Annotated in this window: 11 protein-coding genes; 4 read left to right on the top strand and 7 right to left on the bottom strand. The window is 57.8% G+C overall.

What is annotated here, in order from left to right:
• Positions 1-14 precede the first annotated feature (14 nt).
• Both phoR and phoB read right to left on the bottom strand, forming a co-directional pair.
• Positions 15-1,331, bottom strand: coding sequence for a phosphate regulon sensor histidine kinase PhoR (phoR, locus tag LQ945_RS18425; protein ID WP_046374371.1), 1,317 nt, complete (start codon positions 1,329-1,331; stop codon positions 15-17).
• A gap of 24 nt (positions 1,332-1,355) precedes the next feature.
• On the bottom strand, positions 1,356-2,045 hold the full coding sequence (gene phoB, locus LQ945_RS18420; protein ID WP_020825449.1) for a phosphate response regulator transcription factor PhoB: 690 nt from the start codon (positions 2,043-2,045) through the stop codon (positions 1,356-1,358).
• A 201-nt stretch (positions 2,046-2,246) separates the two neighbouring features.
• Here phoB and sbcD point away from each other — a divergent pair, with 201 nt between their 5' ends.
• The 3 genes from sbcD (at position 2,247) to licT (ending at position 7,765) form a co-directional block, all read left to right on the top strand.
• Entirely contained in the window at positions 2,247-3,479 is a 1,233-nt protein-coding gene (gene sbcD, locus LQ945_RS18415) for an exonuclease subunit SbcD (RefSeq protein WP_270101433.1), read from the top strand.
• A complete protein-coding gene (sbcC, locus tag LQ945_RS18410) occupies positions 3,476-6,727 on the top strand; it encodes an exonuclease subunit SbcC (RefSeq protein WP_270101432.1) in 3,252 nt (1,083 codons plus the stop codon). The genes sbcD and sbcC overlap by 4 nt, the downstream gene beginning before the upstream one ends.
• A gap of 195 nt (positions 6,728-6,922) precedes the next feature.
• Complete coding sequence (gene licT, locus LQ945_RS18405) at positions 6,923-7,765, top strand: BglG family transcription antiterminator LicT (RefSeq protein WP_044552818.1); 843 nt, start codon at positions 6,923-6,925, stop codon at positions 7,763-7,765.
• A 2-nt stretch (positions 7,766-7,767) separates the two neighbouring features.
• Here the strand turns inward: licT and LQ945_RS18400 are convergent, their stop codons facing one another.
• The 3 genes from LQ945_RS18400 to mak all read right to left on the bottom strand — a co-directional run bounded on the left by LQ945_RS18400 (position 7,768) and on the right by mak (position 9,395).
• Positions 7,768-8,154, bottom strand: coding sequence for a type II toxin-antitoxin system VapC family toxin (locus tag LQ945_RS18400; RefSeq protein ID WP_270101431.1), 387 nt, complete (start codon positions 8,152-8,154; stop codon positions 7,768-7,770).
• On the bottom strand, positions 8,151-8,384 hold the full coding sequence (locus LQ945_RS18395; protein ID WP_044548636.1) for a type II toxin-antitoxin system Phd/YefM family antitoxin: 234 nt from the start codon (positions 8,382-8,384) through the stop codon (positions 8,151-8,153). The genes LQ945_RS18400 and LQ945_RS18395 overlap by 4 nt, the downstream gene beginning before the upstream one ends.
• Before the next feature lie 102 nt (positions 8,385-8,486).
• The gene (gene mak / locus LQ945_RS18390; RefSeq protein WP_182821714.1) at positions 8,487-9,395 is read right to left on the bottom strand and encodes a fructokinase; all 909 of its coding nucleotides are present in this window, start codon (positions 9,393-9,395) and stop codon (positions 8,487-8,489) included.
• Positions 9,396-9,606: 211 nt separating this feature from the next.
• On the opposite strand from mak, the gene LQ945_RS18385 reads away from it, so the two are divergent.
• The gene (locus LQ945_RS18385; RefSeq protein WP_044548634.1) at positions 9,607-10,347 is read left to right on the top strand and encodes a response regulator; all 741 of its coding nucleotides are present in this window, start codon (positions 9,607-9,609) and stop codon (positions 10,345-10,347) included.
• Here the strand turns inward: LQ945_RS18385 and LQ945_RS18380 are convergent.
• On the bottom strand, positions 10,322-11,338 hold the full coding sequence (locus LQ945_RS18380; RefSeq protein ID WP_269934743.1) for a carbohydrate kinase family protein: 1,017 nt from the start codon (positions 11,336-11,338) through the stop codon (positions 10,322-10,324). The two genes, LQ945_RS18385 and LQ945_RS18380, sit on opposite strands and share 26 nt — an antisense overlap.
• Positions 11,335-12,195 carry a ketose 1,6-bisphosphate aldolase gene (locus LQ945_RS18375; protein WP_270101430.1) on the bottom strand — a complete coding sequence of 287 codons (861 nt, stop codon included), beginning with the start codon at positions 12,193-12,195 and terminating at the stop codon, positions 11,335-11,337. The genes LQ945_RS18380 and LQ945_RS18375 overlap by 4 nt, the downstream gene beginning before the upstream one ends.
• Positions 12,196-12,199 lie beyond the last annotated feature (4 nt).

Genomic DNA, 12,199 nt, shown 5'->3' with positions numbered 1-12,199 from the left:
GCCAGCCTCTCGCGTTAATTTTTCACCGCATTCTCTGACAAAGCTGCGGGAACAATCAACCGGTTAGGCAAGGTAAAGATAAATCGGGTGCCAATGCCCTGCTCGCTGAGGATCTCCAGTCGCGCATCGTGGTGGCTGAGCGCATGCTTGACGATCGCCAACCCCAACCCGCTGCCGCCGGTCTGGCGTGAACGTGCCTTGTCGACGCGGTAGAAACGCTCGGTCAAACGGGGAATATGTTCGGCCGCGATGCCCGGCCCGTTATCACTGACCTGAAACTGCGCGCCGTTTGGCGTCTGCTGCCAGCTGACCTCAATATTGGTGCCTTTCGGCGTATGATTGACTGCGTTATACACCAGATTCGACACCGCACTGCGAAGTTGGTCATCGTTACCGAACACCTTGAGCTGTTCATTTACCCGGAAGGTGATCTCGTGGTTGCCGCCGCTCAGCGATTGCGCCTCACGTTGCAACACCCGCAGCATCAAAGGGATATCGACCCGCTCGTTCATTTCAACGTTAGGCGCCGCCTCGATGCGCGACAGCGTCAGCAGTTGCTTGACCAGTCCGTCCATGCGGCGAGTCTGCTCCTGCATGGTACCCAGCGCCTTGCCGCGCAGCGAACCATCCAGCTCTTCATCGCTCATCATTTCCAGGTAGCCCTGCAATACCGTCAGCGGCGTGCGCAGCTCATGGCTGACGTTGGCGAAGAAGTTGCGCCGTGCGCCTTCCAGTTGACGCATCTGGGTCACATCGCGGGCCACCATCAATAACTGCCCTTCGGAATAAGGCATCACGCGGAATTCTACGTAATGTTCGTTGTTCAGTTGCAGCGTCAAGGGGCGGGAGAACTCCTGCTGTTGCAGATAGTGGCTGAACTCCGGATAACGCAGCAGGTTAAGGATGTGCTGACCATTGTCTTCCGGCCAGCGGAAACCCAGCAAATGCTGCGCCAGCCCGTTGCACCAAAAGATATTGCCTTCGACGGTGGTCATCACCACCGCATCGGGCAGCGATTCCGCTCCGCTGCGGAAGCGTTTGATCAACAGCGCCAGCTCACGGCGTCGACGGCGGTTCCGTTGCTGCATCTGATACAGACCGTAAAACAGCGGTTCCCAGCTCCAGCGACCCGGCGGCGGGGTCATGCTGCGGTCAACCCACAGCCAGTGGGAAAGTTTGAGTTGGTTGTAGAAATTCCATACCAACGCCGCCAGCACGGAGGCCAGCAGCAACCAGGGCAGATAACCGAAAATCAGCCCCAGCAGTAAGGCAGGCAGGCAGAAAAGGGCCAGCTCCAGGGCCAGCCTCTTCCAGGATAGACGTTCTAACACGGCATATTCTCCAGCGCGGCGCGATCAGTAGCGCGTTGAGAATCGGTAGCCGGTGCCCCGAACGGTTTGAACCATTTTGTCATGACCACTGGTCTCTAACGCCTTACGGAGCCGACGGATGTGCACGTCAACGGTGCGGTCTTCCACATAAACGTTAGTGCCCCAGACGTGATTAAGCAACTGCTCACGGCTATAAACGCGTTCCGGATGGGTCATAAAGAAGTGCAACAGCTTGAACTCGGTCGGCCCCATATCCAGCGCCTGTTCGTTAGCCATCACGCGGTGTGAGGAAGGGTCCAGGCTCAGCCCTTGCATTTCAATCACTTCTTCCACCGCCATCGGTGAAATACGGCGCATTACCGCCTTGATGCGCGCCACCAGCTCCTTCGGTGAGAAAGGTTTGGTGATGTAATCATCCGCCCCGACCTCCAGGCCGCGCACCCGATCTTCTTCTTCACCGCGCGCGGTCAGCATCATCACCGGAATGTCACGGGTCAGGGCTTCACGCTTCATATGTTTAATAAACTGAATGCCGGATCCCCCGGGTAACATCCAGTCGAGCAACACTAAATCAGGGAACGGCTCAGACAGGCGCGTCACGGCGCTGTCATAATCCTCAGCTTCCAACGGTTGGTAACCATTCTGTTCCAACACAAAGCACACCATCTCACGGATCGGCGCTTCGTCTTCCACCACCAGTATGCGTCTTGCCATCGTCAATCCTGCCAATGTGTTAGCGATCACAGTTGATTGCGGGCGCCATTATGCGTCAGTTTTGTGACAGATTTATGAAATAAATAGCCATGAAAAAAACGGGCTGTTATGGGCAGTAAGCATAGCGGTTATTTCTAATCACACAGAAACATCATATTCCCTTTATAATCACCGCCATTACCCTATCGCCCCGGGAGTGTCATGCGCCTGATCCACACCTCTGACTGGCATCTTGGCCAGTACTTTTTCACCAAAAGCCGCGCCGCCGAGCATCAGGCCTTTCTGCGCTGGCTGATCGAACAGATCGAACAACACCAGGTGGACGCGCTGATCGTCGCCGGGGACCTGTTCGATACCGGCTCGCCGCCAAGCTACGCCCGCGAGCTGTATAACCGCTTCGTGGTGGAACTGCAGCGCACCGGCTGCCAGTTAGTGGTGTTGGGCGGCAATCACGACTCCGTGGCAACCTTAAATGAATCGCGCGAATTGCTTTCCTGCCTGAATACCACCGTGATCGCCAATGCACAGAGCGAAATCGAACAACAGGTGCTGGTGTTGAATCAACGCGACGGCCAACCGGGTGCGGTATTGTGCGCCATTCCTTTTCTGCGCCCGCGCGATCTGCTCACCAGCCGCGCCGGTGAGTCCGGGGTGCAAAAACAGCAGGCGCTGCAAGAGTCTATCGCCGACCACTATCACACGCTGTACCAGGCCGCCTGTGCGCGCCGTGATGCGCTGGGCTTACCGCTGCCCATCGTCGCTACCGGCCATCTAACCACCGTCGGCGTAACGACCTCCGATTCGGTGCGCGACATCTATATTGGTACGCTGGACGCCTTCCCCGCCCAGGCCTTCCCGCCGGCAGATTACATCGCGCTGGGGCATATTCATCGCGCGCAAAACGTTGCCAAATCTGAGCATATTCGCTACAGCGGCTCCCCTATCCCGCTCAGTTTTGACGAGCTGGGTAAGGCCAAAAGCGTGTTTATGGTGGATTTCGCCGCGGGTGCCCTGCAGCAGGTCAGCACATTGGAGATCCCAACCTTCCAGCCGATGCAGCTCATTAAAGGAGATTTGGCGCAGATCGAGCAACAATTACGGCAATTCACCGATTATCAGGGTGAATTACCCGTATGGCTGGATATCGAAGTGGCGACCCAGGATTACCTTAGCGACATTCAGCGTCGCATTCAGCTGCTGGCCGATCAACTGCCGGTAGAGGTCGTGCTGCTGCGCCGCAGCAAGGAGCAGCGTCGCCAGGCCATTGAGCAGCAAGACAAGGAAACGCTCAACGAGCTGAGCGTCAACGAAGTCTTCGAGCGGCGGTTGGCGCAGGAACCTGAAATGGCCGAAGCACGCAAACAGCGAATGAGTCAGATGTTCCAACAGGTGGTCGAAGCCGTACGGCACCAGGATCAGGAGCCGAACCAATGAAAATTCTCAGCCTGAGATTAAAAAACCTGAATTCGCTGCAGGGGGAATGGAAGATAGATTTCACCGCCGAGCCCTTCGCCAGCAACGGATTATTTGCCATCACCGGCCCCACCGGCGCGGGTAAAACCACCCTATTGGACGCCATCTGCCTGGCGCTTTATCACCAGACGCCGCGTCTGAATGTCACGCCAAGCCAAAATGAGCTGATGACCCGCCACACCGCCGAGTCGCTGGCGGAGGTCGAGTTTGAGGTTAAAGGCGTCGGTTACCGCGCGTTCTGGAGCCAACGACGTGCCAAAAATGCCCCGGACGGCAACCTGCAGGCACCGAAGGTGGAACTGGCGCTGCGCGATGACGGCAAGATCCTGGCCGATAAAGTCCGCGACAAGCTGGATCTTACCGCCGCGATCACCGGGCTGGATTTCGGTCGTTTTACCAAATCGATGATGCTGTCTCAGGGGCAGTTCGCTGCCTTCCTGAATGCCGATGCCAATGATCGGGCCGAACTGTTGGAAGAGTTGACCGGCACCGAGATTTACGGCCAGCTTTCGGAACGTGTTTTCGAGCAGCACAAGCAGGCCAAAACCGATCTGGACGCGTTGCATCAGCGCGCCAGCGGCATTGAGTTGCTGAACGAGGAACAACGCCAACAGCTGGAAAGCCAGCTCGTGGAGCTCAGTTCGCAGGAAAATGCCCTCAGTGAACAGACCCAGCGTCAGCAACGGGCGTTAAACTGGCTGCAGCAATGGCAACAGACGCAGCAGAAACAGCAGGAATACCAGCGTCAGTTGAGCGCCGTGCAACAGGAGCAGGCTGAGGCAGAACCGCAGCTGCAGCAGTTGGCGCGAAGCGAGCCGGCAGAGAAACTGCGCCCACTGCTCAACGAACGCAACCGCTGCCGCAACGATCAACAGGCGCTACAACAGCAGATTGCCCAGTTGACGCAGCAACAGGAGCAACAGCTTGCCCAGATGGCCCCGTTGCAGCAGGCAGTGGAACAAGCGCGTGCGCAACTGCAGGCGCATGTCGAACACCAGCAGATCCAACAACGGCTGATCGACGAGCAGATCGTCCCGCTCGACCACCAGATAACCCAGTTGCAAAAAACGCAGACAGAATTGCAACAGGCCTGCGATGTCGCCACGCAACAGTACGCACAGCAACAAACGGAGCTGGAACAGCTAGAGGTCTTACGAGCCCGGCTCACCGCCCAGGCCGGACAGCATCAGGAGCAGCTTAACGGCCTGACTGCCGCACTGGCAACGCAGCAACAGCAGCAAAATGCGCTGGAAGCCCAAGTCCCCTTAACAGGGCTGCGCCAACGTCAGACCGAGCTGGCCGAGCTGCGTCCGGTGCGTCAGCAATTATTTACCCTCTCCTCGCTGTTTGGCCAGGTCAGTGAACGTCTGGAACAGCAACGTAAGGAATTCACGGCCCGTCAGACCCAGCTCGGCGAACTTGAAAAACAGCTCGAAGAAACACGCCAGCAGTACAAACAGCAAAAAGCGCATCAGACGGACGTAGAGAAAGCCCTTGAGCTGGAGCAACGCATCGTCAGCCTGGAGGCTGAACGCGCTCGCCTGCAAACCGGCGAACCTTGCCCACTGTGCGGATCTTCCGAACATCCGGCCATCGAACAGTATCAGGCGGTAAAACCCTCTGAGACAGCCCTGCGTTTGGCGGATATGCGTATCAAAACCGAGGCCTTGTACACCCAGGGCACCGAGCTGCGCACCCGCTGCGAAAGCCTGAAAGAGCAACTGCAACGCCAGCAGCATCTTATCGGACAAGATGAACAACAGTTGGCCGCTCATCGTCAGCAATGGCAAACCCTCAGCACGCCTCTGGCATTTGATTTTGATCTGCAGGACGCCGCTCGCCTTAGCCAGTGGTTAAGCGACTGCGACAATGAGGAACGTCAGGCTCAGGCCAGTCTGCTGCAACACGAGCAGGCAGCCCAGGCGGTACAGCAGGCTAAAGATCGGTTGGCCGCACTGCAGGCACAGCAGCAACAGGCGCAGCAAGAAAAGGCGCGGCTGGACGAGCGTTTCAGCCTGCAGGAAAAAAGCCACGCCGAGGCCCAATCGCAGCAGCAACGCCTGCAGCAACAGCGTCAGGAAGCAGAGCTTGCCCTTGGCGAACAGCGTACGCAGCGGCTGGCGCTGTTTGGCGAACGGCAAATCGTGCAGGTGCGTGAACAGTTGCGCGCCCGGCAGACGGCCTGCGAACAGGCTGTACAACTGGCCGCAGAGCAATGGCAGAAGGCGCAGGAACAACGCGATCGTCTGAGCGGGCAACTTACCGGGTTGCAGCAACAGCTGTTGCACCTGACCGAACGGCTGCAACAGACTGAGCAAGATTGGCAGCAAGCGTTATCCACCAGCGAATTCAGCGACGAAGCGGCCTTCAACGCCGCCCTGTTGAATGACGACCAGCGCCAACAATTGCAACATCGCAAGGAGCAACTGCAGCAACGGCAAGTTGAAGCCAGCGCCCTGCTGACCCAGGCCGTAGCCAATCTGGAACAGCAACGCCAACAGCGTCCGGAAGGGCTGGATGAAACCCAGGCCGATCCCCAAACCCTGGGCCAGGATCTGGCCGCGCTGGCGCAGCAGCTCAAAACTCTGCAGCTACGCCAGGGCGAAGTGCGCAACCAGTTGGAAAGTGATGCCGCACGCCGTCTCAATCAGCAGTCGCTGTTTGAGCAAATCAGCCAAAGTCAGCAGCAGTACGACGACTGGAGCTACCTCAATCAGCTCATCGGCTCCAAAGAGGGGGATAAATTCCGTAAGTTTGCCCAAGGACTGACGCTCGATCATCTGGTGTACCTCGCCAATAACCAGTTGGGGCGGTTGCACGGCCGTTATCTGCTGCAGCGCAAAACCAGTGATGCATTGGAATTGCAGGTGGTGGACACCTGGCAGGCGGACGCACTGCGCGACACCCGTACCCTGTCCGGCGGTGAAAGTTTCCTGGTGAGCCTGGCATTGGCACTGGCGCTATCCGATCTGGTCAGCCACAAGACCAGCATCGACTCACTGTTCCTTGACGAAGGCTTCGGCACGCTGGATGCGGAAACCCTGGATACCGCGCTGGACGCCCTCGACAGTCTGAATGCCTCCGGGAAAACCATCGGCGTGATCAGCCACGTTGAAGCCATGAAAGACCGAATTCCGGTGCAAATTAAGGTGAAAAAGGTGAACGGCCTCGGTATCAGCCGGCTGGAACCGCAGTTCCGACGGGAATAACTTTGCACCGGCCTGAGAAATGTGACCGCGGCGGCACTCCCCGGCGAAAAGCGTTGAGCCGCCGCAGACAAGGGTTATGATGCTATCGATAACAGGATTGTTACTGTAAATATACAGGCAAAACCTGACGCACGGGATCGCTCCTGGACGTCAGGTTTTTTCGTTTTCAGCATGCTGAAACATCCGGGAAAAACCATGAAGATCGCAAAAATACTTAATAATAACGTGGTGATTACGCTTGACGACCGTCAGGAAGAGACGGTGGTTATGGGAAAAGGCATCGGCTTTAAAAAGAAGGCCGGCGATCTGCTGGACGAAAATCTGATCGAGAAGGTCTTCACCCTTAACGGCAGCGAAATGGCTGAGCGCTTTAAAACGCTGCTGTCGGAGATCCCCCTGGCCTGCGTGACCACGGCCGACAAAATCATCACCCTCGCCCGCCAGCGTTTGCCGGGCAAACTGCATAACATCGTTTATATCACGCTGACCGATCACATCCACTTTGCGCTGCAGCGCCATGCCCAGGGGCTGGACATCAAAAACGTGCTGCTGTGGGAAATCAAGAAACTCTACCCGGCCGAATTTGCCGTCGGGCTGGAAGCACTGACGCTGATCGCCGAACGGCTCGGCACCACGCTGCCGGAGGACGAAGCCGGGTTTATCGCCCTGCATCTGGTTAACGCCCAGTTGAATGATGAAATGCACAACACCCTGCATATCACTCGCGTCATGCAGGAAATCCTGAATATCGTCAAATACCACTTCCGTTTTGACTACAACGAAGAAGCCCTGAGCTATCACCGCTTTATCACTCACCTGAAGTTCTTCGCCCAGCGTCTGCTGGGTAAAAACTATGTCGACAGCGACGACGACTCACTCTATCTGGTGGTGAAAGAAAAGTACCCTGACTCCTTTGCCTGCGCAGGCAAGATCAACCAGCACATCGAGAAAAACTATCAACATCAGCTCACCCGCGAAGAAATGATGTTTCTGACCATTCATATAGAACGGGTACGCAGCGAGAGCGAAGTGAAATAGATCTAGCGCCGGGCGTCAAACACCCGGATGCCATACTGCGGGAAAGCGACATCGGCGGAAACCAGCGTCAGCCCTTCGGCCTGCGCCTGGGCGATCAACATGCGATCAAAAGGATCCTGATGGTGTGGCGGCAATTGGCCCGTCTGCTGACCATGAAAGGCGGCCATCGGCAACGGCAGAAAATCTTCGGCCTCAATGACCTCGAAAATGTCCTCCGGCAGTGCCAGCTCGCCCAACGCCCGCTTAATTGAAATCTCCCAAATGCTGGCCGCGCTGACGTACACCACATTACCGGGATCGGCGATCTGCCTTCTGGCGTTCTCCCCCAGGCTGACGTCATCGATCAGCCACCACAGCAACGCATGGGTATCCAGCAGCAGACGTTTCATTCATCGCCCTCAAACAGCGCGGTGATATCTGCATCGCCATCATTAAAATTGTCCGGCACGGTAAACTTGCCCTTGGCGGCACCAGGTTTGCGGGTTTGCCCCTTGATGGCGACCAGTTGAACATACGGCTTCCCTGCTTTCGCTATAATCACGGTTTCTCCCTGTGCGGCTTTATCCGCCAATTGGCTCAGGTTGGATTTGGCTTCGTGCATATTGGCCTGAATAGGCATACGCGATCTCCTTAGCTAAGTTAGCTAAAGCATAGAGGGGAGTCTATTTTTTGCACAGGAAATTGATTAAAGCGCGAGCGGGCCCGCGCTTTTTTGCAACAGTTACAGCTGTGGCCACAACCAGGCCGCGCCGCGCACGCCGCTGGAGTCTCCGTGCACGGCCTTGCGGATCGGGGTTTCACACTCGCCACCGAAAACCCAGGATTTCACCAACTGCGGCACACGCTGATAAAGACGGTCCACATTGCTCATACCGCCGCCCAACACCACCACGTCCGGATCAAAAATATTGATCACGTGCGCCAGCGATTTGGCCAACCGCAGCTCATAGCGGCTAATGGCTTGCTCCGCCAGAGTATCCCCCTGCGCCACCAACGCCATGATCTCATGCCCTTTCAGCGGATTGCCGCTCAGGCGCGCATAATCGATGGCAAAGCCGGTGCCGGAGATAAAAGTCTCGATACAGCCCTGCTTCCCACAGTAACAAGGGACCTCAGCGCGAAAACGCAGTTCGTCATCGTCCAGCCACGGCAGCGGGTTATGTCCCCATTCGCCAGAAATGCCGTTACCGCCCGAGTGCGCCTGGCCGTTAATCGCCACCCCTGCGCCGCAGCCGGTGCCAATTATCACCGCAAATACGGTTTGTTTGCCGGCGGCAGCGCCGTCGGTGGCTTCCGAAACCGCCAGGCAGTTGGCGTCGTTGGCGATGCGGACTTCACGCGCCAGCATGGCCGACAGGTCTTTATCCAGGGGTTGACCGTTGAGCCACACCGAGTTGGCATTTTTCACCAGCCCGGTATAGGGCGACAGCGTACCGGGAATGCCCACGCCGACCGAGCCCTGTTGCCCGGTGTGGTCTTCCGCCAGCTTCACCAGTCCGGTGATGGCCTCCAACGTTTGCTGATAGTCATGGCGCGGCGTGGCAATACGATGGCGGAACAACTCCTGCCCGTCGTTGGCCAACGCGATCACTTCAATTTTGGTGCCACCCAGGTCGATACCAATGCGCACGATTTTTCTCCTCAATGCACAACAACATTGCTACAGCCTAATGTAACCGGCTTGCGGGATCACCCCATAAACGCCGAGTGTGACGGCGATGGCAATTTCCGCATCAGAACCGCACCGGCTGCCGCTTATTAATTAGCCATCGGGTACACTGGATTTTATCAGTTAACCTGTTGATAACATTTTTACCCATCATAAAATTCGGAGAGCAGCGATGAAACCTGCCATATTGATCGTCGACGACGATCCCGCTATCTGTGATCTGCTTTGTGACGTACTCAATGAGCACGTGTTTACCGTACATGCCTGCCACCGGGGAAGCGAGGCACTGGCGTTACTCAATCAGCAACCGGATATTGCGCTGGTGCTGCTTGATCTGATCCTGCCGGATACCAATGGCCTGCTGGTGTTACAGCAGATCCACCGCCTGCGCCCGGATCTGCCGGTGGTGATGCTGACCGGTCTCGGCGCCGAATCCGACGTGGTGGTCGGCCTGGAAATGGGCGCCGACGACTACATCGCTAAACCCTTTAATCCCCGCGTGGTGGTCGCTCGCGCCAAGGCGGTTTTGCGCCGTACCGGTGCGCTGGCGCTGGAACCTGCCGCTGTCGGCCAGACCAGAGCGGAAGGCTGGCAGTTTAACGGCTGGTGTCTGGACACCAACCGCTGCACGCTGCACAACCCTCAGCGCCAGGCTGTCGATCTGACCCAGGGCGAGTACGGTTTGTTGCTGGCGCTGGTACAACATGCGCGTAAAGTACTGACCCGCGATCGCCTGCTGGAACTGACCCACGGCGAAACTCTGGAGGTCTTCGATCGCACTATCGACGTGTTGATCATGCGACTGCGCCGCAAGATCGAAATCAATCCGCACCAGCCCGAACTGATCCGCACTATTCGCGGGCTGGGTTACGTCTTTGCCGCCGACGTCAGCCAACCGGTGGCTGCCGCCTGATAAAATCCTGCAGTTCAGGCAGTGGCCGAGCGCCGTCGATAGCATTGGCGCACAGTAGGTTGAAACGCGCACAGGCATGCGCCAGCTGCAGGGTTTCCACCAAAGGCCAGTCTTCATGGCTGGCGTACAGCACGCCGGCGCAGAACGCATCACCGGCGCCGACGCTGCCCACGATTTCAGTTTCCCTCACCCGCCATGAGGGTTGCCAACGCGCTTCGCCACCGCTCTCCAGCCCGTAGGCCCCTTCCGGACAGTGGATCACCACCCGCCGCCGCACACCGGCCTGCAATAATTGTTCTGCGGCCCGCGCCATCAATGACTGCTGCAGCGAGCCATTAGCCGTACGCAGCGCCAGTCCGGTAAACTCACCGGCCTCCAGCTCGTTGATCACCAGATAATCCAGCCAGCGCAGCGCCGGCAACACCAAAGGCCGATAGCGTGGATCGCCCTGGCGCGACACCAGATCCAACGAGGTTTGGTAACCGCGCTGCTGCATTTGTGCCAGCAGGCGTGCGCTGCGGGTGCCGAACTCCTGGTCCGGACAATCCAGGCTGTCGAGCAGCAGCAGATAGCCCAGGTGGAAAATTTTATGGCTGCTGTGCAGCGCGTCAAAATCGCCGAGGTCCAACAACCGATTCGCGCCCGGCGCATGGAAAAAGGTCCGCTGCCCCCCCGGCTCGGTCATCACCTGCGACATCGAGGTCATCGCCGTTTCGCTGCGACGCACCCGGCCGCTGTCGACTTGGTGCTGCGCCAGCATTTGCAAAATATAGTCGCCATCGGCATCGCATCCGATCAGCCCAAGCGCCGCCAGCGGCAACCCGGTTTCCATCCGTGCCAGCGTCAGCAGCACATTGAGCGGCGCACCGCCGGTAGCACGCTGGCTATGCTCAATCTCCACCAGCCAGCCCGGCTGAGGCCAATGCGCAATTTGATGGACATGATCCACCAGCATGTTACCGGCAGAAACAATGCCGCGCCGGATCATCACAACCGCCCGGCGCTGCCGAAAATATGCATCTGCTGCTGCACCACTTCGCTGATCGACCGCTCCACCGCCAACAGCACTTCGGCAAACTCATCATAAATCGCGTGACGCTGCGTCATCCGCTGTTCAATCGCCCCCAGTGCCGCTTGCGACATGCCGGTATAGAAGTTGATTTTGTGAATGCCCAGGCTGATTGCCCGCTTGAAGTCGGCATCGCTGATGCCGGAACCGCCGTGCAGCACCAAAGGGATGCCAGCCTGCTGCTGGATAGCCGCCAGACGTTCGAAATCGAGCTTGGGTTCGCCCTTGTATTTGCCGTGCGCGTTGCCGATCGCCACCGCCAGTGCATCGATGCCGGTCAATTCGACAAACTCGCGCGCCCGCTGCGGGTCGGTAAATTTATTGCTGTCGGCCTCGCCATACAGAGCACCGCCTTCGTCACCGCCGACGGCACCCAGCTCGGCCTCCACCGAGACGCCCACCGCATGACACATGCGCACCACTTCCTGCGTTTGGCGCACATTTTCTTCGTAACTCAGCCCGGAACCGTCGAACATCACCGAGCTGAATCCCAGCCGCAATGCCTGCACCACCGCCTCAAAATGCAGACCGTGATCGAGGTTCAACACCACCGGAATGTCGTGCTGCGCCGCTTCGCTTTTGATCGCCGCGACCAAAGACTCCAGCGAGACGTACTTAAAGTGGACTTCGGCAATATTGATGATAAAGGGCGATCGCGCGGCCTGCGCGGCGGTAAACAGCGCGCGCAGGAAGTGGCTGTCGAGCACGTTGAACGCGCCAAGCGCATAGCCGTGTTGACGCGCGTGCGATAGCCCCTGTGCCAGTGAAATCAATGCCATGGTG

Origin of the sequence: Serratia liquefaciens, assembly GCF_027594825.1 — a bacterium.
GTDB classification, from domain to species: Bacteria; Pseudomonadota; Gammaproteobacteria; order Enterobacterales; family Enterobacteriaceae; genus Serratia; species Serratia liquefaciens_A.
Note: the sequence above shows the minus strand (reverse complement) of the source record. Positions and strands in the feature narration are given on the sequence as shown.